The 22,022-nt window shown below is 66.7% G+C and carries 19 protein-coding genes; 14 read left to right on the forward strand and 5 right to left on the reverse strand.

The window, feature by feature from the left end; translation table 11 throughout:
• Positions 1-28 precede the first annotated feature (28 nt).
• From cpaB to IFT87_RS10950, 7 genes are read left to right on the forward strand one after another with little or no spacing between them, the layout of a single operon-like run.
• Positions 29-1,084: a Flp pilus assembly protein CpaB gene (gene cpaB, locus IFT87_RS10920; RefSeq protein WP_192008445.1), complete on the forward strand. Its 1,056-nt coding sequence runs from the start codon at positions 29-31 to the stop codon at positions 1,082-1,084.
• 1 nt (position 1,085) lies between these two features.
• The gene (locus IFT87_RS10925; RefSeq protein WP_037531483.1) at positions 1,086-2,678 is read left to right on the forward strand and encodes a type II and III secretion system protein family protein; all 1,593 of its coding nucleotides are present in this window, start codon (positions 1,086-1,088) and stop codon (positions 2,676-2,678) included.
• A 35-nt stretch (positions 2,679-2,713) separates the two neighbouring features.
• Positions 2,714-3,349 (forward strand): CpaD family pilus assembly protein, encoded by a 636-nt coding sequence (locus tag IFT87_RS10930; RefSeq protein WP_031441590.1) that lies wholly within the window; start codon positions 2,714-2,716, stop codon positions 3,347-3,349.
• Positions 3,349-4,641, forward strand: coding sequence for an AAA family ATPase (locus IFT87_RS10935; protein WP_192008447.1), 1,293 nt, complete (start codon positions 3,349-3,351; stop codon positions 4,639-4,641). Before IFT87_RS10930 ends, IFT87_RS10935 begins: the two co-directional genes overlap by 1 nt.
• 53 nt (positions 4,642-4,694) lie before the next feature.
• Positions 4,695-5,666 carry a type II secretion system F family protein gene (locus IFT87_RS10940; protein WP_031441588.1) on the forward strand — a complete coding sequence of 324 codons (972 nt, stop codon included), beginning with the start codon at positions 4,695-4,697 and terminating at the stop codon, positions 5,664-5,666.
• 7 nt (positions 5,667-5,673) lie between these two features.
• Positions 5,674-6,669: a type II secretion system F family protein gene (locus IFT87_RS10945; RefSeq protein ID WP_166746147.1), complete on the forward strand. Its 996-nt coding sequence runs from the start codon at positions 5,674-5,676 to the stop codon at positions 6,667-6,669.
• Positions 6,670-6,723: 54 nt separating this feature from the next.
• Positions 6,724-7,125 (forward strand): hypothetical protein, encoded by a 402-nt coding sequence (locus tag IFT87_RS10950; protein ID WP_037531480.1) that lies wholly within the window; start codon positions 6,724-6,726, stop codon positions 7,123-7,125.
• A 205-nt stretch (positions 7,126-7,330) separates the two neighbouring features.
• Here IFT87_RS10950 and ppdK read toward each other — a convergent pair whose 3' ends face one another.
• From ppdK to IFT87_RS10965, 3 genes are all read right to left on the reverse strand, one after another.
• Positions 7,331-9,994, reverse strand: coding sequence for a pyruvate, phosphate dikinase (ppdK, locus tag IFT87_RS10955; protein WP_192008449.1), 2,664 nt, complete (start codon positions 9,992-9,994; stop codon positions 7,331-7,333).
• A 63-nt stretch (positions 9,995-10,057) separates the two neighbouring features.
• The gene (gene glyS, locus IFT87_RS10960) at positions 10,058-12,274 is read right to left on the reverse strand and encodes a glycine--tRNA ligase subunit beta (RefSeq protein ID WP_192008451.1); all 2,217 of its coding nucleotides are present in this window, start codon (positions 12,272-12,274) and stop codon (positions 10,058-10,060) included.
• Between the two features lie 124 nt (positions 12,275-12,398).
• Positions 12,399-13,238: a glycine--tRNA ligase subunit alpha gene (locus tag IFT87_RS10965; RefSeq protein WP_192008453.1), complete on the reverse strand. Its 840-nt coding sequence runs from the start codon at positions 13,236-13,238 to the stop codon at positions 12,399-12,401.
• Positions 13,239-13,441: 203 nt separating this feature from the next.
• On the opposite strand from IFT87_RS10965, the gene IFT87_RS10970 reads away from it, so the two are divergent.
• From IFT87_RS10970 to IFT87_RS10985, 4 genes are all read left to right on the forward strand, one after another.
• Entirely contained in the window at positions 13,442-14,308 is an 867-nt protein-coding gene (locus IFT87_RS10970; protein ID WP_052149262.1) for a TraB/GumN family protein, read from the forward strand.
• Positions 14,309-14,564: 256 nt separating this feature from the next.
• Positions 14,565-15,263, forward strand: coding sequence for a 50S ribosomal protein L25/general stress protein Ctc (locus IFT87_RS10975; protein ID WP_037529604.1), 699 nt, complete (start codon positions 14,565-14,567; stop codon positions 15,261-15,263).
• 226 nt (positions 15,264-15,489) lie between these two features.
• Positions 15,490-16,059 (forward strand): aminoacyl-tRNA hydrolase, encoded by a 570-nt coding sequence (gene pth / locus IFT87_RS10980; RefSeq protein WP_031441582.1) that lies wholly within the window; start codon positions 15,490-15,492, stop codon positions 16,057-16,059.
• Positions 16,056-16,661, forward strand: coding sequence for a TIGR02466 family protein (locus IFT87_RS10985; RefSeq protein WP_192008454.1), 606 nt, complete (start codon positions 16,056-16,058; stop codon positions 16,659-16,661). Before pth ends, IFT87_RS10985 begins: the two co-directional genes overlap by 4 nt.
• A gap of 180 nt (positions 16,662-16,841) precedes the next feature.
• Here the strand turns inward: IFT87_RS10985 and IFT87_RS10990 are convergent, their stop codons facing one another.
• Positions 16,842-17,909: an NAD(P)-dependent alcohol dehydrogenase gene (locus IFT87_RS10990; protein WP_037529606.1), complete on the reverse strand. Its 1,068-nt coding sequence runs from the start codon at positions 17,907-17,909 to the stop codon at positions 16,842-16,844.
• Positions 17,910-18,246: 337 nt separating this feature from the next.
• Here IFT87_RS10990 and ychF point away from each other — a divergent pair, with 337 nt between their 5' ends.
• From ychF to IFT87_RS11005, 3 genes are all read left to right on the forward strand, one after another.
• The gene (gene ychF / locus IFT87_RS10995) at positions 18,247-19,344 is read left to right on the forward strand and encodes a redox-regulated ATPase YchF (protein ID WP_031393698.1); all 1,098 of its coding nucleotides are present in this window, start codon (positions 18,247-18,249) and stop codon (positions 19,342-19,344) included.
• A 72-nt stretch (positions 19,345-19,416) separates the two neighbouring features.
• The gene (locus tag IFT87_RS11000; RefSeq protein ID WP_192008455.1) at positions 19,417-20,727 is read left to right on the forward strand and encodes an alkaline phosphatase family protein; all 1,311 of its coding nucleotides are present in this window, start codon (positions 19,417-19,419) and stop codon (positions 20,725-20,727) included.
• 14 nt (positions 20,728-20,741) lie between these two features.
• Positions 20,742-21,203 (forward strand): MaoC family dehydratase, encoded by a 462-nt coding sequence (locus IFT87_RS11005; RefSeq protein ID WP_037529609.1) that lies wholly within the window; start codon positions 20,742-20,744, stop codon positions 21,201-21,203.
• 4 nt (positions 21,204-21,207) lie between these two features.
• Here the strand turns inward: IFT87_RS11005 and IFT87_RS11010 are convergent, their stop codons facing one another.
• The gene (locus IFT87_RS11010; RefSeq protein WP_037529611.1) at positions 21,208-21,855 is read right to left on the reverse strand and encodes a hypothetical protein; all 648 of its coding nucleotides are present in this window, start codon (positions 21,853-21,855) and stop codon (positions 21,208-21,210) included.
• Positions 21,856-22,022 lie beyond the last annotated feature (167 nt).

Consider the following 22,022-nt stretch of genomic DNA (forward strand, 5'->3'; position numbering starts at 1 on the left):
ACACGGCGCCCGAAAGGCACGATGAGTCATGGATAGTCGCAAGCTCATATTGCTGGTCGGTGCGTTGATCGTGGCGGCGGTCACGGCCTTCTTCGCCCGCACGCTGATCGCGGGCAGCGCAGCCCCGCAGGCGACCGCGGTGGCGATGCAGCCCGCCGTGATCGACGGCCCGGAAGTGCTGGTCGCGACCCGCGCGCTCCCGGTCGGCACGATCCTCGATGCGACCGCATTGAAGTTCCAGCCCTGGCCCAAGGAGCTCGTCGACAACGCCTATTACCTGAAGGACAAGACCGACCTGAAGGCGCTGCAGGGCACCGTGGTGCGCAACATGATCACCGCGGGCCAGCCGGTGACGCAGGGCGCGCTGGTCAAGCCCGGCGACCGCGGCTTCCTCGCGGCCGCGCTCGGGCCCGGCATGCGCGCGGTGACCGTCCCCGTCTCGGAACAGGCGTCGGTCGCGGGCTTCGTGTTCCCGGGCGACCGGATCGATCTGGTCCTGACCCAGGCAGTGTCGGGTGGCGGTGACGGTGATCCGCTGAAGGTGTCGGAGACGATCATGCGCAACGTGCGCGTGCTCGCGACCGACCAGCGCACCGACAACAAGGTCGGCGACGACGGCAAGACCGTCGTCAGCACCTTCTCGACGGTCACGGTCGAGACGACGCCCAAGATGGCCGAGGAGATCGCGGTCGCGCAGACGGTGGGCACGCTGTCGCTGTCGCTGCGGTCGATCGCGGACAATGCGGGCGAGCTCGAGGACGCGATCGCGTCGGGCAACGTGAGCGTGCCCGCGGGGTCGGATCCCAAGGCGGAGCGCGCGATGCTGCTACGTCTCGCGAGCCAGCCGTCGTCGGGTGCGAGCAGCTACGTCACCGGCGCGGACGTGTCGCGCTACCAGCGCAGCACCGTGCCGGGCAAGGCGGTCGCGTCCGGCGGTCCGGGCGGCTCGGCACAGATGATGATGCCGGCTGGCGTGCCCGGCGGCGCGCCGGCGGGAGCCCCTTCGGGCGCGATCGCGTCGGGCCCGGTCGTCCGGGTCGCCCGCGGCAACAGCATGACCATCGTTCCGGTGGGGGGGAAGTAAGATGCGTACGAGCATGACAGGGATGCGGGCGTCGCTCGGCTGGTCGTTCGCCGCGGTGCTCGCCGCGGCAGGTACCGCGCCCTCCGCGCCGGCCATCGCGCAGGCGCAGGTCTCGGCCGCTCCCGCTGGGCTGGTTCAGGTCAATACCGGGCGTGGCCGACTGGTGACGCTGTCGCGGCCGATGAGCGACCTGTTTGTCGCCGACGACACGATCGCCGACGTCCAGGTCCGCTCGCCGACCCAGCTCTACATCTTCGGCAAGAAGACCGGCGAGACGACGATCTCGGCGACCGCCAAGGGCGGCGCGATCGTCTACAGCTCGACGGTACGAGTCGGCAATAATCTCGATTCGGTCCAGCAGATGCTCGGGCTGGCGATGCCCGATGCGCAGGTCGTCGCGACGCCGATGAACGGGCTGGTCCTGCTCACCGGCACGGTCGCCGCGCCCGAGGATGCAGCGGAGGCCGAACGGCTGGTCCAGGCCTTCGTCGGCGATGCGACCAAGGTCCTGTCGCGGCTCAAGACCGCGACGCCGCTCCAGGTCAACCTGCAGGTCCGCGTCGCCGAGGTTTCGCGCAGCTTCGTCAAGACGATCGGCGTCAACCTGACCAGCCGCGGGTCGGGCAATTTCCTCTTTAACATCGCGCAGGGGCGGCAAGGCACCATCACCACGGTCCCCGGCGTCGTCGGGGTTCCCGGCGCGGCGATCGACGCGAACGGCGCGGTGCCCGGCAACACGCTGTTCGGCTTCCCTGCCAAGTCCACCACCGGCTCCACGATCGGGATGGCCGGGCGCCTGCTCGGGCTCGACCTGCTCGCGGCGATCGACCTTGGCGAGCAGACCGGACAGGTCTCCACGCTCGCCAACCCGAACCTCACCGCGCTGTCGGGCGAGACCGGGACGTTCCTCGCGGGCGGCGAAGTGCCGATCCCGATCGCGCAGGCGCTGGGCACGGTGTCGGTCGAGTATAAGCAATATGGCGTCAGCCTCGCCTACACCCCGACCGTGCTCTCGGACGGTCGCATCTCGTTGCGCGTCCGCCCCGAAGTGTCGCAGCTCGATTATTCCAACGCGGTCACGCTGAACGGCACGCGGGTGCCGGGGCTGACGACGCGGCGGACCGAGACGACGGTCGAGCTCGGCTCGGGCCAGAGCATGATGATCAGCGGGCTGCTGTCGAACAACCACAACAACACCTACGACAAGACGCCGGGGCTCGCGAGCCTGCCGATCATCGGCGCGCTGTTCCGCTCCAACAGCTTCCAGCGCAACGAGACCGAACTGGTGGTGATCATCACCCCCTATCTGGTCAAGCCGGTCAACAACCCGGCGGACATCGCGCTGCCCACCGACGGCTACAAGGCACCGACCGATGCCGGCCGGGTCCTGCTCGGCGATCTCGGCGGCGGAACGACGGGCGGGCGCCGGCCGGTGCCGAGCGTCGCGCCGATGGGCTATGCCAACCCCGCGATCGGCGCTGCCGCGCCGATCGGCCCCATGCCGACTCGCGACCCGCAGCAGCCGGCCATCCAGACGGGCACCAAGCCGAAGACGAGCAAGGGCGCCGCACCGATGCCCGGCTTCTCCAACTGATCCCGCGCCGCGCCATGTTTCAAGGACTTCGCACGATGACGAAACACCCGATCCTGCTGCTATCGCTCGGATCTGCGCTGCTGCTCGGCGGCTGTATGGGAACCGAGAATCGCGGTCTCGAATCGGTCCACCAGCCGGTCGTGAGCCGCGCCAATTATGCGCTCGACCTCGGCACCGCCGGCGGCACGCTGGCGCAGGGCGAGGCGCGGCGGCTGGCGGGCTGGATGACGACGATGCGGGTCGGCTATGGCGACCGCGTCGCGATCGACGATCCTGCGGGCGAAGCACCGATGGCGCGCGCGGAGATCGCCGACGTCGTCGCGGGCTATGGCCTGTTGCTGTCCCCCGACACCCCGGTCACGCAGGCGCCGGTCAGCCCCGGCGCGATCCGGATCGTCGTCACGCGGATGCGCGCCGATGTCCCCGGCTGCCCCGACTGGTCGCGCGACGCGAGCATCGACATCGCCAGCCACACCTCGTCCAACTATGGGTGCGCGATGAACCGCAACCTCGCGGCGATGGTCGCGCGGCCCGAGGATCTCGTCCGCGGCTCCGGCGACGCCGAGACCTATGACCCGGCCTCCTCGTTCAAGGCGATCGATGTGTATCGCCGCGCGGTGCCGACCGGCGCAAACAACGCGCTGCGGTCCGAAACCGCAGGGGGCAAGTGATGAACGCACCCTGGAAGCCCGCAGGCATCGCGCACCGCGAACCCTTCGCCGCCTATGTCTGCGACGAGGCGACCGCCGAGGCGCTGCGCCCGATCGCGGCCGAGCTCGGCTGGTCGGTCGACAAGGTCAGCAAGGGCGGACTGCGCAACGCGATCCAGTCGCTGTCAGTGTCCGCCAGCCCGCAGATCCTGTTCGTCGACCTCGCCGAATCGGGCGATCCGCTCAACGACATCAACGCCCTGGCCGAAGTGTGCGAGCCCGGCACGGTGGTGATCGCGGCAGGCCAGGTGAACGATGTCCGGCTGTACCGCGATCTCGTCGCCAGCGGGATCCAGGACTATCTGCTCAAGCCGCTGCACCCCGACATGCTGCGCGAGGCGTTCGGCCATGCGCAGGCGATGCTCAGCGCGCCCAAACATGTCGAACATGCCCCGGCGCGTCCGCAATGCTCGATCGCGATCATCGGCACGCGCGGCGGCGTCGGCGCATCGACGATCGCGACGTCGGTCGCCTGGCTGATCGCGGAGAAGGAACAGCGCGCGACCGCGCTGCTCGATCTCGACGTGCATTTCGGCACCGGCGCGCTGTCGCTCGATCTCGAGCCGGGCCGCGGACTGACCGATGCGATCGAGAATCCGAGCCGGATCGACGGGCTGTTCATCGAGCGCGCGATGGTCAAGGCGTCGGAGAAGCTGTCGGTGCTGAGCGCGGAGGCGCCGATCAACGCGCCGCTGATGACCGACGGCGCCGCCTTCTACCAGCTGCAGGAGGAGATGTGTGCGGCGTTCGACTGCACCATCGTCGACCTGCCGCGCGGCATGCTGGTCCAGCATCCTCATCTGATCAGCGAGGTCCACCTCGCAGTGCTCATCACCGACCTGACGCTGGCGGCGGCGCGCGACACGATCCGCCTGCTGTCATGGATGAAGTCCAACGCGCCGAAGACCCGGGTACTCGTGCTCGCCAACCGGATGCATGCCGGCGGCCAGCTCGAGATCAGTCGCAAGGATTTCGAGGGCTCGATCGAGCGGCGGATCGATCATGTCGTGGTGTTCGACCAGAAGCTCGCGGCGCAGGCCGCCAAGCTCGGCAAGCCGATCGTCGAGGCCGGCAAGACGTCGAAGACGATCGTACCGATCGTCGCGCTCGTCACCGAACTGATGGTCGCGGTCGATGCCACCGGCACGGAGGCGGCGAGCGCCAAGACGCCCCGCCGGTCGGGCGGCGTCTCGCTGCTCGGCAAGTTCAGCGACCTGAAGGGGCTGATGGCCAAGCGGGCGGTCAAGTCGTGACGCCGCGCCGGCCGCGGATGCACGCCGATCGGCCACGGAAGGCCTAGGCGGCGATGGACATGCTTCCCGTCATCATGGTCGCGCTGGGCGGCTGCACCGTGCTCGGCCTGCTGGTGTTCGCCTTTGCCGGTCCCTCCACCGGGCGCGCGCAGACACGCCGGGTCGCGTCGCTGCGTCTGCGCCACGGCGACGGCGTCGCCATGCCCGAGGCGCAGATGCGCCGGATCGCGATGGCGGGCGACACGCGGATGGATCTGGCGGTCGGGCGGTTCCTGCCCAACCGTGCCGAGCTTGCCAAGCGGCTGGCGATGACCGGCAAGGACTGGACCGTCGGACAATATGGCATGGCGACCGCGGGGCTGACGCTGGTCGTTGCGTTCCTGATGCTGGTGCGTGGCATGCCGATCTTCCTCGCGCTGTTCGTCGGCCTGTTCGTCGGCATCGGCATCCCGCATCTGGTGGTCGGCAAGGTCCTCAAGCGCCGGGTAGCCAAGTTCACACAGAAGTTTCCCGACGCGATCGAGCTGCTGGTGCGCGGCTTGCGCTCCGGTCTGCCGATCAGCGAGACGATCGGCGTCGTCGGCGCCGAGGTCGACGGTCCGGTCGGCGAGGAATTCCGATCGGTCAGCGACAAGATGAAGATCGGCCGGACGATGGACGTCGCGCTGCAGGAGACCGCGGACCGGCTCGGCACGCCCGAATTCCAGTTCTTCGTCATCACCATCGCGATCCAGCGCGAGACCGGCGGCAATCTGGCCGAGACGCTCGCCAATCTCGCCCACGTATTGCGGATGCGCGCGCAGATGAAGCTGAAGATCAAGGCGATGTCGTCCGAGTCCAAGGCGTCGGCCTATATCATCGGCGCGCTGCCGTTCATCGTGTTCGGGCTGATCTGGTTCATCAACGGGACGTACATGCAGAAGTTCTTCATCGACGAGCGGCTGATGGTGATCGGCATGGGCGGGCTGTGCTGGATGGCGATCGGGTCGTTCATCATGTCCAAGATGATCAGCTTCGAGATTTAGGAGCAGGATGATGGGTGAGACCGCCGGACCTATGCTGCTCGGATTCGACGTCCTGTGGGTCGCGACGATCCTGTCGGGAGTCGCCGCCTTCGCGGTGATGGTGGCGATCTATGCCGCCACCACGGTCAGCGATCCGATGGCCAAGCGGGTCAAGGCGCTCAACGATCGTCGTGAACAGTTGAAAGCGGGCATCACGGCGTCGACCAAGCGGCGCGCCAAGCTCGTGCAGCGCCACGATGCCGCCGACCGTATGCGCGGCTGGCTGTCGTCGATGAAGGTCTTGCAGGACAGCCAGGTCAAGGCGGTCCAGGTCAAGCTGGCGCAGGCGGGGATCCGGTCGAAGGAATGGGCGCCCGCGGTGATCTTCGGCCGGCTCGTCCTGCCGATCGTGATCGGCGGCGCGATGGTCATCTGGGTCTATGGCACGGACGGCTTCGCGACGTGGAGCCCGCTCAAGAAATACGGTCTCGTCGCGGTCAGCTTCATCCTCAGCTACAAGGCCCCCGACCTGTATCTCGACAACAAGATCACCAAGCGCACCGATGCGATCCGCAAGGGCCTGCCCGACGCGCTCGACCTGCTGGTGATCTGTGCGGAGGCGGGGCTGACGATCGATGCGGCGTTCCACCGCGTCGCGCGCGAACTCGGCCGTGCCTATCCCGAACTGGGCGAGGAATTCACGCTGACCGCGATCGAACTGGGCTTCCTGACCGACCGGCGCAGCGCGTTCGAGAATCTCGCCGGCCGGGTCAAGCTCGACGCGGTGAAGGGCGTCGTCACGACCATGGTCCAGACCGAAAAATACGGCACCCCCCTCGCCTCGGCACTCCGCGTGCTGTCGAACGAATTTCGCAACGAACGGATGATGCGCGCCGAGGAAAAGGCCGCGCGGCTGCCGGCGATCATGACCGTGCCGCTAATCCTGTTCATCCTGCCCGTGCTGTTCGTCGTCATCCTCGGGCCCGCGGCCTGTTCGATCTCGGATGCGTTGCTCAAGAGCTGAGGCAACCCCAGCCGCAGCGGTTCGTTGAGCCCCCGTAACAGGAGGGTTTTCACGATGCCGTTGTTTTCCACACCGACGCAGTTCGCCGCACTGGGGCTGGTCCTGATCGCGGGCTGGTTGCTGGGCCTCGCCAGCCATCCCGGCGGCAAGAAGTGGAAGGCGCGCTATCTTGCCGAGCGCGATGCGCATGGCGCGACCCGCAAGGAGACCGACCTGCGCGCGAGTGCCGCCGAACAGCGTGCGGTCGAGGCGGAGCACGAGAATGCGCGGCTGGTGAAGGCGGCAGCGGCAGCGCCGGTGGCGGCCCCAATGGCAGCGCCCGTCGCACGGACGACGGCGGCGCCGGTCTCTCGGGATCGGGATGTGGCCTATTCGGACGGCTATGCAACGGGGCGGCCGGGCTATGCGACCGACGGCACCAAGCGCGGCTGGTTCGACTTCAACCAGCGTCGGTGAGGGTTCGGGGGGCGCCGTCCCCCCCAAAACTTTGTTCTCCCGCGAAGGCGGGAGCCCATTCTGGATCTCCGCCTTCGCGGGGAAACACTCTTTTGCACTACCCCGGCGGAGGCCGGGGCCCAGTTGGGAATGTTTGGTAACTGTGGAGGGTCCCTAGTTACTCTGGACATTCCACCTGGGCCCCGGCCTCCGCCGGGGTGGTTGGTTACTGCTTGTTCAGCGCCGCCTGCGCCGCCGCGAGCCGCGCGATCGGCACGCGGTACGGGCTGGCCGAGACGTAATCGAGGCCGACCTTCTCGCAGAACGCGATGCTCGCCGGGTCGCCGCCATGCTCGCCGCAGATGCCGAGCTTGATGCCCGAGCGCGTCTTGCGGCCACGCTCTGCGGCGATCTCGATCAGTTCACCGACACCCTCGACGTCGATGCTGACGAACGGGTCCTTCGCATAGATGCCCTGTTCGACATAGGCGCCGAGGAACCGCGCCGCGTCGTCGCGGCTGACGCCCAGCGTCGTCTGCGTCAGGTCGTTGGTGCCGAACGAGAAGAATTCGCCGACTTCCGCGATCTCGCCTGCGCGCAGCGCGGCGCGGGGCAGCTCGATCATCGTGCCGACCAGATATTCGATCGTCCGGCCCTTGTCGGCGAACACCGCCTGCGCCGCCTTGTCGACGACCGCCTTCATCAGCTCCAGCTCGCGGCGGGTCGCCACCAGCGGGATCATGACCTCGGGGATCGGGGCCGCGCCAGACTTCTCCGCGACGTCGACCGCCGCCTCGAAGATCGCACGCGCCTGCATCTCGTAGATCTCGGGATAGGTCACGCCGAGACGGCAGCCGCGATGACCGAGCATCGGGTTGAACTCGTGCAGCTCGGCCGCGCGACGCTTGAGCGTGTCGACGTCGATCCCGGCCGCGGTCGCGACTTCGGCGAATTCGGACTCCTCGTGCGGCAGGAATTCGTGGAGCGGCGGATCGAGCAGGCGGATCGTCACCGGCAGCCCGGCCATCACCTCGAGGATCTCGGTGAAGTCCTTGCGCTGTTCGGGCAGCAGCTTCTCGAGCGCGGCGCGGCGGCCCTTCTCGTCGCTCGCCAAGATCATCTGGCGGACGTTGGTGATGCGGCTGCTCTCGAAGAACATGTGCTCGGTGCGGCACAGCCCGACGCCTTCCGCGCCGAACTCGCGCGCGACCCGGCAATCCTCGGGCGTCTCGGCATTGGCGCGGACCTTGAGGCGACGAACCTCGTCCGCCCAGGTCATCAGCGTGCCGAAATCACCCGACAGCTCGGGCTGCACGGTCGCGACCGCGCCGATCATCACCTCGCCGGTGCTGCCGTCGATCGTGAGCAGGTCGCCCTCCTTCACCTCGCGGCCGCCGCAGCGCATGATCTTCGCCTTGGTGTCGATCGACAGCGTCCCCGCGCCCGAGACGCACGGGCGCCCCATGCCGCGTGCGACGACCGCCGCATGGCTGGTCATCCCGCCGCGTGCGGTCAGGATGCCGCGCGCGGCGTGCATCCCATGAATGTCGTCGGGCGAGGTTTCGGTCCGGACGAGGATCACCGCGACGCCGTCGGCGGCCTTCTTCTCCGCCGCATCCGCATCGAACACCACCGCGCCCGAGGCCGCGCCCGGCGAGGCGGGAAGCCCTTTGGTCAGCACGTCGCGCTTGGCATTGGGATCGAGCGTCGGGTGAAGGAGCTGGTCGAGCGCCATCGGCTCGACGCGCAGGATCGCTTCCTCGCGCGTGATCAGGCCCTCATTCGCCATGTCGACCGCGATCTTGAGCGCGGCCTTGGCGGTGCGCTTGCCCGCGCGCGTCTGGAGCATCCAGAGCTTGGTCTTCTCGACCGTGAACTCGATGTCCTGCATGTCGCGGTAATGGTTTTCGAGCGTGTCGAACACGCCCGCGAGCTGGCCGTACACCTCGGGCATCGCCTCTTCCATCGAGGCGGCCTTGGCGCCGGCGTCCTCGCGCGCGACCTTGGTCAGATATTGCGGGGTGCGGATGCCCGCGACGACGTCCTCGCCCTGCGCATTGATCAGGAACTCGCCGTAATAGGCGCGGTCGCCCTTCGACGGATCGCGCGTGAACGCGACGCCGGTCGCCGACGTGTCGCCCATGTTGCCGAACACCATCGCCTGGATGTTGACCGCGGTGCCCCAGCTGGCGGGAATGTCGTTGAGCCGGCGATAGACCTTCGCCCGCTCCGACTGCCACGAACCGAACACCGCGCCGACCGCGCCCCAGAGCTGGTCGTGGACGTCCTGCGGGAAGGGCTTGCCCCAGAGCTTTTCAACAAGGCCCTTATACTCGGTCACCAGCGCGCGCAGGTCGTCCGCGCTCAGCTCGGTGTCGAGCGTGAAGCCCTGGTCTTCCTTGGCGATCTCGAGCGCTTCCTCGAACGCGCCGTGATCGAGCTCGAGGACGACGTCGGCATACATCTGGATGAAGCGGCGATAGCTGTCCCACGCGAAGCGCGCGTCCTCGGCCTTGGCGGCAAGGCCCTCGACCGTCTCGTCGTTGAGCCCGAGGTTGAGGACGGTGTCCATCATCCCCGGCATCGAGGCGCGGGCACCCGAGCGGACCGAAACGAGCAGCGGGTCGGCGGCGTCGCCGAACACCTTGCCGGTCACGCCCTCGATATGCGCGAGGCCGGTCGCGACCTCGTCGCGCAGGCCCTGCGGGAACTGGCCGCCCTCGTCATAATAGACCGCGCAGAAATCGGTCGAGATCGTGAAGCCCGGGGGCACCGGCAGGCCGATCGACGCCATCTCGGCGAGGTTCGCGCCCTTGCCGCCGAGCAGGTTCTTGTCGCCCTTGCCGCCGTCCGAAACACCGCCGCCGAAACGGTACACATATTGGGTCATCGCAGGTCCTCTAGGTGTTGTTGCGCGCAAGGCGGCAGAGATTGTCTTTGCAGGCGGGGCGGGTCAGCCCTCGATCTTCGAAAAGTCCGCGACGTTGTGCACTGCGGCGCGAATACGCTCAAGTAGCGCGAGACGGGCGGAGCGCTTGGCGGGATCGGGGTCGTTGACGATAACGCTATCAAAGAACGCATCGATCGGCGCCCGCAGCGATGCGAGCGCGGCCATCGCCGCGGCGAAATCTTCGCCCGCGATTGCTGCAGTTGCGCGGGGTTCGGCGGCGTCGAGCGCGGACTGGAGCGCGGCCTCTGCGGGTTCGGGCGCATACTGCTCCCTCTCACCTGCGCGGAGAGGGGGAGCAGAAGGGGCTTCCTTCTTCAGGATATTGGCGGCGCGCTTGTAACCGGCGAGCAGGTTCTTCCCGTCCTCGGTCGATATAAAATTCGCAAGCGCTTTGGCCCGCGCTTCGACCCGATCAATGCGGTCGTCGCTTCCAGTGCCCCAACCGGTGGAAGCTTGGACGTAATCATAGCGGATGCCGGCTTCGCGCAGCTGAACGCCGAGGCGATCATGCAGAAAGTCGGAGAGTACTATACCGAGCGCAGCATTCTCTTCCCCAGACCAGGCGCGAGCTGCCGCGTCGATCTTGAATTTGAGATTGGCCGTTTGAATCGTCCGCAAGACACCCAGAGCGGCCCTTCGCAAAGCGAACGGGTCTTTCGAGCCAGTTGGAAATAGCTTCACGGCAAAGAACGAGAATAGCGTATCCAGCTTGTCCGCCAGGCTGACCGCGACCGTCACCGGGTCAGTCGGGACATCATCGCCCTGCCCGACCGGCTTGTAATGGTCGCGGATCGCGGCGGCGACGGCGGGGTGCTCGCCCTGGGCTGCGGCGTAGTAGCCGCCCATCAGGCCCTGCAATTCGGGAAACTCGCCGACCATGCCGGTGACGAGATCCGCCTTGGCGAGACGCGCGGCGCGCTCGGCGAGGGTGGCGAGTTCCGCCCGGACCTCGGGCGCTTCTTCTGTTCCCCGGCGGAGGCCGGGGTCCAGGTGGGAAGGCTGTTGTGACGACGCGACGGCCTCAGCCAAGGCGCCGTTCCCAACTGGGCCCCGGCCTTCGCCGGGGAACGAAGAGGTAGCGGAGGACGAACTCGTACCCCCGACGATACCCTCTTCGACCAACCAGCGTGCGAGCTTGGCGACGCGGTCGACCTTGTCCGCCACCGTACCGAGCTTCTCGTGAAAGACGATCTTCTCGAGCTTATCCGCCTGCTCTTCGAGCGGCATCTTCAGGTCGGTGTCGTAGAAGAACTTCGCATCCGACAGACGCGCGGCGAGGACCTTGCGGTTGCCCTCGACGATCTTCGCGCCACCGTCGTGCGCAGCGATGTTAGCGGTACAGACGAACGCGTTCGCTAGGGTCCCGTCGGCGCTGCGGCAGACGAAATATTTCTGGTTCACGCGCGCGGTGAGCTGGATCACCTCGGGCGGCACGTCGAGAAACGCGGGATCGAACCGGCCGAGCAGCGGGATCGGCCATTCGGTGAGCCCGGCATTCTCGGCGACGAGGCCCTCGTCCTCGATCAGTTCGAGCCCGGCCTGCATCGCCGCCTCGCGCGCGTGATCGCGGATCAGCGTCGCGCGCTCGTCCTGGTCGACGATGACGTGGCAGGCGCGCAGCTTCTCGACATAGTCGTGCGCGCCGCCAATCGTGATCTGGTACGGATGGTGGAAGCGGTGGCCGAGCGTGGCAGCGCCGCTTGCGATGCCGGCGATCTCGAACGGCACGATCGTCTCGCCGAGCAGCGCGACGATGCCCTGCAGCGGGCGGACCCAGCGCAGCGATTCGGTGCTGGCGGAGGCATCGCCCCAGCGCATCGACTTGGGCCAGGGAAACGCGCGGACGATCGCGGGGATCGCCTCGGCAAGCACGTCCGCGGTGGCGCGGCCGGGCTTTTCGGTGACCGCGAAGAACGTGCCGCCGCGATCGACCAGCTGCTCGCGCGTGAGGCCGGTCTTGCGCAGGAACCCTTCGAGCGCCTGCGGGGGTGCCGACGTCTTGGGGCCCTTCACCTCTTCGGAGACGGCGGCGGTCTCGATCGGCAGGTCGCGTGCGATCAGCGCCAGGCGGCGCGGCGTCGCGTAAGTGACGATATCGCTGGTGGCGATCCCGGCCTTGGCGAGCTCGGCGCTGAACAGCCTGGCAAGGTCTTCACGCGCCTTCGCCTGCATGCGGGCGGGAATTTCTTCGGAGCGGAGCTCCAGGAGGAAGTCGGTCATTCGGGCTCACCGGTCGGAGCAAAAACACTCTGCGCTCTCTGCGCCTCTGCGCGAGATTCTGTTCGCGCAGAGGCGCAGAGGACGCGGAGAGAAGAAGAGATACAGCCTGCGGCACGAGGACGGGTCATGCCGCCCATCCGTGCTTGTCCATCCACGCAGCGCAGGAGCCTTTGGCGAGGTCGCGGACGCGGCCCATATAGGCCTGGCGTTCGGCGACCGAGATCACACCGCGCGCCTGCAGCAGGTTGAAGATGTGGCTGGCCTTGATCGCCTGCTCATAGGCCGGGATCGGCAGCTTGTGGCTCAAGCTGTTCTCGCATTCGGCGACATGCTTGCGGAACTGGTCGAACAGCGAGTCCGTGTCGGCGACCTCGAAGTTCCACTTCGACATCTCCTGCTCATTCTCCAGGAACACCTCGCCATAGGTGACCCCGGCGTCGTTGAACGCGAGGTCGTAGACGCTGTCCTTGTCCTGGATATACATCGCCAGCCGCTCGAGCCCGTAGGTCAGCTCACCCGCGACGGGCTTCATGTCGAAGCCGCCCATCTGCTGGAAATAGGTGAACTGCGTCACCTCCATGCCGTCGCACCAGACCTCCCAGCCGAGCCCCCACGCGCCGAGCGTCGGGCTCTCCCAATCGTCCTCGACGAAGCGGATGTCGTGCTTGAGCATGTCGATGCCGATCGCCGCGAGCGACCCGAGGTACAGCTCCTGGAGGTTCGCGGGGGATGGCTTCAGGATCACCTGATACTGGTAATAATGCTGGAGCCGGTTGGGGTTCTCGCCGTAGCGGCCGTCGGTCGGCCGGCGACAGGGCTGGACGAACGCGGCATTCCACGGTTTCGGCCCGAGCGCGCGGAGCGTCGTTGCGGTGTGGAAGGTGCCCGCACCCATTTCCATGTCATAGGGCTGCAGGATCAGGCACCCGTGATCACTCCAATAGTCATGGAGCGTGAGGATCATGCGCTGGAAGCTAAGAGGCTTTTTCAGGGGCTGGGTCACGCGCGGGCTTTGGCGGATGGGGGTGCGCGAGGCAAGTGGTGCGTTGCGATCGCGCATCCTACATGGGGCCGACCAACGATGAGGATGCCCTCCCCTTGAAGCTGTTTTCCCGACTCGCGTCGCTCCGATCCGCCCCGCTGCGCTCGACGCTGTCCGCCATCGCGATGGCGTTCGCGCTGCCCGCCTGTGCACAGGTCGCGCCCAAACCCGCGCAGGCCGCCAACGATGCCGATCCCGCCCTGTGGGTGGTGAAGGACAAGGACACGACGATCTATCTGTTCGGGACGATCCATGTGCTGAAACCCGGCATGACGTGGTTCGACGAGGCGGTGAAGACCGCGTTCGACCGCTCGCAGCAGGTCGTACTCGAACTGGTCATGCCCGATCCCGCCAAGATGCAGACCCTGGTCATGGCAACCGGCGTGACCAAGGACGGGCCGACGTTGACCGAGCAGATCCCGGCGGACAAGCGCGCGGCCTATGCCAAGGCGGTGACCGATCTGGGGCTGCCGGCGAACGCGTTCGACCGGTTCCGGCCTTGGCTCGCGGCGACCAACCTGTCGATCGCGCCGCTGTCAAAGCTTGGCTATGACGCCGCGAACGGGCCCGAGCAGGTCATCACTGCCGCGGCCAAGGCGGCGGGCAAGCCGGTGACGGGGCTGGAGACGGCGGAGCAGCAGCTGGGCTATTTCGGCGGGCTGTCTCAACAGGCACAGCTGCAGTTCCTCGGCAGCACGATCGACGAACTCCCCAAGCTCGAGACGACGATGGCGACGATGGTCGACGAATGGGCGAAGGGCGATCCCGAGGCGCTCGCCAAGGAGATGAACGAAAGCCTGAAGGATTCGCCCGAGGTGGCGAAGGTCCTGCTGGTCGATCGCAATGCCCGATGGGCGGAGTGGGTCGCGAACCGGATGAAGTCGCCGGGGACGGTGTTCGTCGCGGTCGGCGCGGGGCATTTGGCGGGGCAGGACAGCGTTCAGGCGCAACTGGCGAAGCTCGGGGTGAAGGCGGAGCGGGTGCAGTATTGAGCGACCGAATCCCTCTCCCCTCGGGGGAGAGGGAGGGAGGAGCCGCAGGCGACGGAAGGGTGAGGGCACGCGTTTCGGGCACACCGTGCCCTCACCCTCCCACGTGCAAGAGCACGCGGGCCCCTCCCTCTCCCCCGGGGGGAGAGGGTGTAGTTGATTAAAACGTGCACTTCCGCTATGCGCCCGCGCTTCCGGTCCATGGTCATCCCTGGAGGCGTGGGCGGGAAGAACAACAAACGAGTTTCGGAGAATATCGATGAGCGACCAGTTGACGCTCGCAGCCGAGACGCGTGACCGGGTTGGCAAGGGAGCCTCCCGGGCGCTGCGTCGTGATGGCCGCGTGCCTGCCGTGATCTACGGCCTGAACAAGGAACCCACCTCGGTTCACCTCGAGGAAAAGGCGCTGATGAAGGCGCTGATGACCGGCCACTTCATGAATTCGGTCGTGATGGTCAACGGCGTGCGCACGCTGCCGAAGGACGTTGCGTTCCACCCGGTCACGGATCGCCCGATCCATGTCGATTTCCTGCGCATCGGCGAGCATTCGACCGTCACCGTCGCGGTGCCGATCGTGTTCACGGACGAAGACGATGCCCCCGGCATCAAGAAGGGCAAGGGCGTCCTCAACATCACGCGTCATGAGATCGAGCTGGTCGTCGACGCATCGGACATCCCGAGCGAGATCTCGATTTCGCTCGCCGGCATGGAAATCGGCGATTCGATCCACATCAGCGACGTGACGCTGCCCAAGGGCGCGACGCCCGCGATCGACGACCGCGACTTCGCGATCGCCACGATCGTGCCGCCGACCGTCCCGACCGTCGAGGACGAAGAGCTCGAGGCTGAAGTCGCCGAGGCGCAGGCTGCTGAGGCTGCTTCGGACGAAGAGCCCGTGGTCGAGCCTAACGACGATCACAACGACGACGACAAGATCACGCCGCAGAAGAAGGACTAATCTCCTTCGTTTTCGGATGATCTGGCGGGCGGGAAAGCTAGGGCTTTCCCGCCCGTTTCGTTTTGCAAGCCATTCCGCTCACCCAAAAAACCGTCATCCCCGCGCAGGCGGGGATCCAGACCCTCGGACCTTCATATGGAATCGAGAGGTTTGCCACTATGGGTTCCCGCCTCCGCGAAAATGACGGTTTGGGGCGCGGGCAACGATCGTTTTTGGAGAATCACACGTGCAGATCTGGGCGGGACTCGGCAATCCGGGGGCGCAATATGCGATGCACCGGCACAATGTCGGGTTCATGGTCGCCGACGCGATTGCCGCGGTGCACGGCTTCGGCGCGGTCAAGAAGCAGTTTCAGGGCTGGACGCAGGAAGGCCGGATCGGATCGGAAAAGATCCTGCTGCTGAAGCCCGCGACCTTCATGAACGAGAGCGGCCGCGCGATCGGCGAGGCGCTGCGCTTCTACAAGCTGGACGTCGATGCGCTGACGGTATTCCACGACGAGCTCGACATCGCCCCCTTCCGCGTCAAGGTGAAGACCGGCGGCGGGACCGCGGGGCATAACGGGCTGCGCTCGACCGACCAGCATCTGGGCCCCGATTTCCGCCGCGTGCGGCTCGGCATCGGGCATCCGGGTCACAAGGACCGGGTCACCGGCTATGTGCTCGGCAATTACGCCAAGACCGAGATCGAGCCGCTGTCCGACATGCTCGGCGCGATCGCCGCGGAGGCGGCGTGGCTGGCGGCGGGCGACGACGTCCGCTTCATGAATGATGTCGCTGTGAGGATGCAACCATGACCACCCGCTCGCTTTTCGCCACGCGGTTCTACGAGGCCGATCTCGGCGATGACGATCTGGTTGAGGAGCTGGAGGACGCGGCGCTCGAACTGTCCAAGGCGGACCGCGCGGGCGTCGCGTGGTCGAAGGCGCATGGCTATCGCGGGTACACGTCCTACGCGTCGCTGAACGACCTGCCGTTGCGCGATCCGCGGTTCGGCGATCTGGTGCGGTTGCTCAACAAGCATGTCGCGGCGTTCGCCAAGGACTGCGCGTTCGATCTTGGTGGGCGGAAACTCAAGCTCGACAGCCTGTGGGTGAACGTCCTGAAGCCCGGCGGCGCGCATTCGGGGCATATCCATCCGCAGAGCGTCGTGTCGGGCACGATGTACGTGACGATTCCCGAAGGCGCGGGCGCGCTTAAGCTTGAGGATCCGCGGCTGCCGATGATGATGGCCGCGCCGACCCGGCTCGACGACGCGCCGGAGGATCTGCGGACGTTCGTCTATGCGGTGCCGAAGCCCGGGAGCGTGTTTTTGTGGGAGAGCTGGCTGCGGCATGAGGTCGTGCCGAATGCTGCGAAGGGCGAGCGGATCAGCATCAGCTTCAATTATCGGTGGTGAGGTAGGCGCCGAGTGATCGTTTGAAACGACCGTTCCCCGGCGAAGGCCGGGGCCCAGTTGCGAAAGGTCGCTAACGAAGGGCTGGCCTGCATCACATTGGCCTTCCCACCTGGACCCCGCCTTCGCCGGGGAGGTAATTGGGGGAAGCGGCGCTCGCGGCAAGCGCCGCCCCCTGCCCGATCAGGCCGCCGTCTTCATCGACGCCATGTCGATGACGAAGCGATACTTCACGTCGCTCTTGACCATGCGGTCATAGGCCGGCTCGATCTCGTCCATCTTGATCATCTCGATGTCCGAGACCAGCCCGTGCTCGTTGCAGAAATCGAGCATTTCCTGCGTCTCCGCGATCCCGCCGATCAGCGAGCCTGCCAGCTGGCGACGGCGGAAGATCAGATTGCCGACCGACGGCGACGGGTGCGGCTCGGCGGGCACGCCGACCAGAGTCATCGTGCCGTCGCGCTTGAGCAGCTCGAGGAACGGGTCGAGATTGTGCGGCGCAGCAACAGTGTTGAGGATGAAGTCGAAGCTGTTCGCATGCTCCGCCATCGCATCGGCATCCTTCGACACGATCAGGTCCTTGGCGCCCAAGCGCTTGGCGTCGTCGCGCTTGTTGGGCGAGGTCGAGAAGACGTAGACCTCGGCGCCCATCGCGTTGGCGATCTTGACGCCCATGTGACCGAGACCGCCGAGACCGACGATGCCGACCTTCTGGCCCGGGCCGACCTTCCAGTGCTTCAGCGGCGAATAGGTCGTGATCCCGGCGCAGAGCAGCGGCGCGACCGCGGCGAGATCGGCCTCGGGATGCGAGACCTTCAGCACGAAGCCCTCGTCGACGACGATATGGTCCGAATAGCCGCCGAACGTGTGACCGCCGAGCACGGGATCGGGGCCATTATACGTGCCGACGAACCCGGTCGTCTCGCAATATTGCTCCTCGCCATCGGTGCAGGACGGGCACTGGCCGCAGCTGTCGACCATGCAGCCGACGCCGGCGATGTCGCCGACCTTGAACTTGGTGACGTCGTCACCGACCGCAGTGACGCGGCCGACGATCTCATGGCCCGGAACGCACGGATACAACGTGCCTTCCCACTCGCCCTTGGCGGTATGGAGGTCCGAATGGCAGACGCCGCAGAACGCGATGTCGATCGCGACGTCGGTCTTGCCCGGCGCGCGGCGTTCGAAGCTGAACGGTGCGAGCGGCGTCTCGGGCGACTGGGCGGCGTAGCCCTTGGCGGTGGTGGTCATGCTATTCCTAAATCTGACTGGCAGAGCGCGATATACGCACGGGACTCGCAATATCTACCGAGCGGTACGATAATTTTGCTGCATTGCGGCAATCGTTTAGGTCGATCAGTCGGGCGTTAAAATCAGCGACCACCCCGGCGCAGGCCGGGGCCCAGTTGGAAAGGTCGCAGTAACGGCGTGCCGACCTTCATGAGCAACGTCCCCCACCTGGGCCCCAGCCTTCGCCGGGGTGGTGGGGATAATGGAGGTCGCACCCAGTCATGCGCAGGCGTCCTTGCTGGCGTTCCTTCGCGCGGTCGCCTAAAGCGCCCGCACAATCTTATACCAAGGGCATATCATGGGTTTTCGCTGCGGCATCGTGGGGCTGCCGAACGTCGGCAAGTCCACCCTCTTCAACGCGCTGACCGAGACGGCCGCGGCGCAGGCGGCGAACTATCCGTTCTGCACCATCGAGCCGAACGTCGGCAATGTCGGCGTGCCCGACAAGCGGCTCGACGCGCTGGCGAAGATCGCCGGCTCGCAGAAGATCATCGAGACCCAGCTCGGCTTCGTCGACATCGCCGGCCTCGTGCGCGGCGCGTCGAAGGGCGAAGGGCTCGGCAACCAGTTCCTCGGCAACATCCGTGAGGTCGACGCGATCGTCCATGTGCTGCGCTGTTTCGAAAATGGCGACGTGACGCATGTCGACAACAAGGTCGATCCGATCGCCGATGCCGAAACGGTCGAGACCGAGCTGATGCTGAGCGATCTCGAGAGCCTCGAGAAGCGCGTCCCCAACCTCGCCAAGAAGGGCATGCAGGGCGACAAGGAGGCCAAGATCGGCGCCGCCGTGCTCGGCCAGGCGCTCGAGCTGCTCCGCGAGGGCAAGCCCGCGCGGCTGACGGTACCCAAGGACGAGGACGAGGCGCGCGTGTTCGCACAGGCGCAGCTGCTGACCGCCAAGCCCGTCCTGTACGTCTGCAACGTCGACGAGGGCGATGCCGCGAACGGCAATGCGCTGTCGGCGCGCGTGTTCGAGAAGGCCGCGGCCGAGGGTGCCGAGGCGGTCGTCGTGTCGGCAGCGATCGAGGCCGAGATCGCGACGATGCCCGCCGAAGATCGCGGCGAATTCCTGGGCGAGCTGGGGCTGGAAGAGACCGGCCTCGCTCGCGTCATCACCGCAGGCTACAAGCTGCTCCACCTCCTGACCTTCTTCACGGTCGGCCCGAAAGAGGCACGCGCCTGGACCGTCCATGCGGGCGCGACCGCGCCGCAGGCGGCGGGCGAGATCCACGGCGATTTCGAGAAGGGCTTCATCCGCGCCGAGACGATCGCGTTCGACGACTTCATCGCGCTGGGCGGGGAATCGAAGGCGCGCGAGGCGGGCAAGCTGCGCGCCGAGGGCAAGGCCTATGTCGTCCATGACGGCGACGTGATGCACTTCCTACACAGCTGATCCCAACAATGTCACGCCCCCTGCGTGTGTAGTCACGCGCCGGGGGCGGGCGTAGCGAGCAGAACAGACGGCATGAGACACGCGACGTTTTCAGCTCTGGCACTCGCGCTCGGTGGCTGTGCCTATCCGGCCACGCCCCCTGCCCTGGCGCCGGTGACTCAGGCTGCCCCCGCGACCGCCACGGCCGCTCCTCAGGGCGCGCAGCCGCTGGCGGTCCGGGCACCGGTGACGATCCTCGTGTCGATCGATGGCTTCCGCCCCGATTATCTCGACCGGGGCGTCACGCCGAACCTGAACCGGTTGCGCGCCGGCGGCGTCTTTGCGGCGATGCGACCGTCCTTCCCGAGCGTCACCTTCCCCAATCACTGGACCCTGGTGACCGGGCTCAGACCCGATCGCAGCGGCATCATCGGCAACACGATGGAGGATCCCGCGCGGCCCGGTGAGAAATTCACCATGGCGAGCGACGATCCCTTCTGGTGGAGCCAAAGCTCGCCGATCTGGGTCGACGCCGAAAAGGCGGGAATCCGGAGCGCGACGATGTTCTGGCCGGGCGCCAATGTCGCGGTCGGCGGCACGCCGAAGCCCAACAGCCACGGCGCGATCGACGGCGGCACCCGGCCGCAGGACTGGCAGCAGTTCAACCAGCAGATCAGCGCCACGCAACGCGTCAACGCCGTCCTCGACTGGATGCGGCGACCCGCCACAATCCGGCCGAAGCTGGTGACGCTGTATTTCGATACCGTCGACATGGCCGCGCACGACAATGGCCCCGACTCCCCCCTGACAACGCAGGCAGCCGCCGAGGTGGATGGCAGCATCGGCAGCCTCGTCGAAGGGCTCGCGACGCTCGGCCAGCCGGCCAATCTGGTCATCGTGTCGGATCACGGCATGGCGGCGACCAGCAGCACGCGCGTCGTCGCGATGGACCGGATCGCGGCGCCGGCCGACTATCGCCTCGTCGAGACGGGCGCCTATGCGACGCTGTTCGCGGTGCCCGGGCATGAGGCAGCACTCGAGGCCAGACTGCTTCGGAAGCACGACCACCTGCAATGCTGGCGCAAGGCGGAGATCCCGGCGCGGTTCCATTATGGCCGCAATCCGCGTGTCCCGAGCTATCTGTGCCTCGCCGATGTCGGCTGGCGCGTCGATCGGACGACGCCCACCAGGGTCTCGGCTGGCGGCTCGCACGGCTATGACAATGCCGCCCCCGAAATGCGCGCGCTGTTCATCGCCAACGGTCCTGCCTTCATCGGTGGCAAGACCATCGCGAGCTTCGACAATGTCGCGGTCGAGCCACTGCTCCGCGACCTGATCGGGCTGCCCGCGGAACCGGGGCTGGACGGCAACGACGCGCCCTTCCAAAAGGTGCTGCGACGATAGGAGGAGCAGCGGGCGTGCAGTATTTCGAAGATATCGCAGTCGGGGCGACCGCGGCGTTCGGCCACTATCCGGTGACGCGCGACGAGGTGATCGCCTTTGCCGAGAAATACGACCCGCAGCCCTTTCATCTGTCCGACGAGGCCGCGGCGAAGACGCACTTCGGCCGGCTGTCCGCAAGCGGCTGGCATAGCTGCGCGATGACGATGGCGATGCTGGTCGAGCATATTGGTGAGCACCGTCAGGCGAGTCTCGGATCGCCCGGGATCGATGAACTGAAGTGGCTGAAGCCCGTCTATCCGGGGGACACGCTGCGCTGCGTGACCGAGGTGCTCGACAAACGGGTTTCCGCCAGCCGCCCAGAAATGGGGATCGTGAAAAGCCGGATGCAGGTGTTCAATCAGGACGATGTCATGGTGATGACGTTCGTGTCGAACGCGCTGATGCAGACGCGCCCGACCGGCGCGCCTGCATCCTGATCCGTCACTTCGGGACGGGGACGTTCATATAGGCGCCGCCCCGGCCGCCGCCGCCGCCGCCACGACCGCGGAACCCGCCGCCATTGCCGCGCTCCTGACGATATTCACGCCGGTCCTGGCGTGCCTCGCCACGATAGCTCTGCCGCGCTTCACGTCGTTCGCCGCGATATTGCTCGCGCGTGATCTGACCGTCGCGCAGCTGGTTGCGGTCCTCGCGCCGACCCTGACGGAAGTCGCGGTTCGCGCCACGCCGGTCCTGGCGATAGTCGCGCGCGGCGGGGCTGTTGCCGCGGGCGAAATTGCCCCAGTTGCCGGCACCGCGATAATTGCCGCGACGCCCCTGCCAGTAGCGCTGCTGCGCACCGTTCCAGCGGTGCGGACGACGGTTGCGATCATAGACGTATCCGCCGGTACCCGGATAATAATAGTCGCCATACCAGCCATAATAGGAGCCGAGCCCGACGCCGGCATAACCGGCCCCGTATCCGCCGCCGTAACCATCATAATAGCCGTTGCCGTAGCCGCCGCCATAATAGGGATCGCTCGCATAGCCGATCCCGCCGCCGCCATAGCCATACCCATCGGTGCAACCGGCCACGCCGAGGCCGACACCAATGGCGAGACTGACCAGTCCTGGTCGCTTGAAAAACATCGAAAATCTCCCGTACCTGGAGAGCGGACCCAACGCGCCGCCATTGGTCGCACAACAATACCGACCTACCGCAGGTTCCATGAACGACGGCTGACGCGCGCCGGGACCACAGGTGGGCCATGGGGGCGTGGCGCCGGGACACAGGCACGGACACGGGCAGCCAGCGG

The organism is Sphingomonas sp. CFBP 8765, from assembly GCF_014841445.1.
Taxonomy (GTDB): Bacteria; Pseudomonadota; Alphaproteobacteria; order Sphingomonadales; family Sphingomonadaceae; genus Sphingomonas; species Sphingomonas aerolata.

Bases quoted from the DNA above. Each gene is read 5' to 3' on its own strand.
- cpaB (WP_192008445.1), top strand. From the start codon at position 29: ATGGATAGTCGCAAGCTCATATTGCTGGTCGGTGCGTTGATCGTGGCG.
- IFT87_RS10925 (WP_037531483.1), top strand. From the start codon at position 1,086: ATGCGTACGAGCATGACAGGGATGCGGGCGTCGCTCGGCTGGTCGTTC.
- IFT87_RS10930 (WP_031441590.1), top strand. From the start codon at position 2,714: ATGACGAAACACCCGATCCTGCTGCTATCGCTCGGATCTGCGCTGCTG.
- IFT87_RS10935 (WP_192008447.1), top strand. From the start codon at position 3,349: ATGAACGCACCCTGGAAGCCCGCAGGCATCGCGCACCGCGAACCCTTC.
- IFT87_RS10940 (WP_031441588.1), top strand. From the start codon at position 4,695: ATGGACATGCTTCCCGTCATCATGGTCGCGCTGGGCGGCTGCACCGTG.
- IFT87_RS10945 (WP_166746147.1), top strand. From the start codon at position 5,674: ATGATGGGTGAGACCGCCGGACCTATGCTGCTCGGATTCGACGTCCTG.
- IFT87_RS10950 (WP_037531480.1), top strand. From the start codon at position 6,724: ATGCCGTTGTTTTCCACACCGACGCAGTTCGCCGCACTGGGGCTGGTC.
- ppdK (WP_192008449.1), bottom strand. From the start codon at position 9,994: ATGACCCAATATGTGTACCGTTTCGGCGGCGGTGTTTCGGACGGCGGC.
- glyS (WP_192008451.1), bottom strand. From the start codon at position 12,274: ATGACCGACTTCCTCCTGGAGCTCCGCTCCGAAGAAATTCCCGCCCGC.
- IFT87_RS10965 (WP_192008453.1), bottom strand. From the start codon at position 13,238: ATGATCCTCACGCTCCATGACTATTGGAGTGATCACGGGTGCCTGATC.
- IFT87_RS10970 (WP_052149262.1), top strand. From the start codon at position 13,442: ATGGCGTTCGCGCTGCCCGCCTGTGCACAGGTCGCGCCCAAACCCGCG.
- IFT87_RS10975 (WP_037529604.1), top strand. From the start codon at position 14,565: ATGAGCGACCAGTTGACGCTCGCAGCCGAGACGCGTGACCGGGTTGGC.
- IFT87_RS10985 (WP_192008454.1), top strand. From the start codon at position 16,056: ATGACCACCCGCTCGCTTTTCGCCACGCGGTTCTACGAGGCCGATCTC.
- IFT87_RS10990 (WP_037529606.1), bottom strand. From the start codon at position 17,909: ATGACCACCACCGCCAAGGGCTACGCCGCCCAGTCGCCCGAGACGCCG.
- ychF (WP_031393698.1), top strand. From the start codon at position 18,247: ATGGGTTTTCGCTGCGGCATCGTGGGGCTGCCGAACGTCGGCAAGTCC.
- IFT87_RS11000 (WP_192008455.1), top strand. From the start codon at position 19,417: ATGAGACACGCGACGTTTTCAGCTCTGGCACTCGCGCTCGGTGGCTGT.
- IFT87_RS11010 (WP_037529611.1), bottom strand. From the start codon at position 21,855: ATGTTTTTCAAGCGACCAGGACTGGTCAGTCTCGCCATTGGTGTCGGC.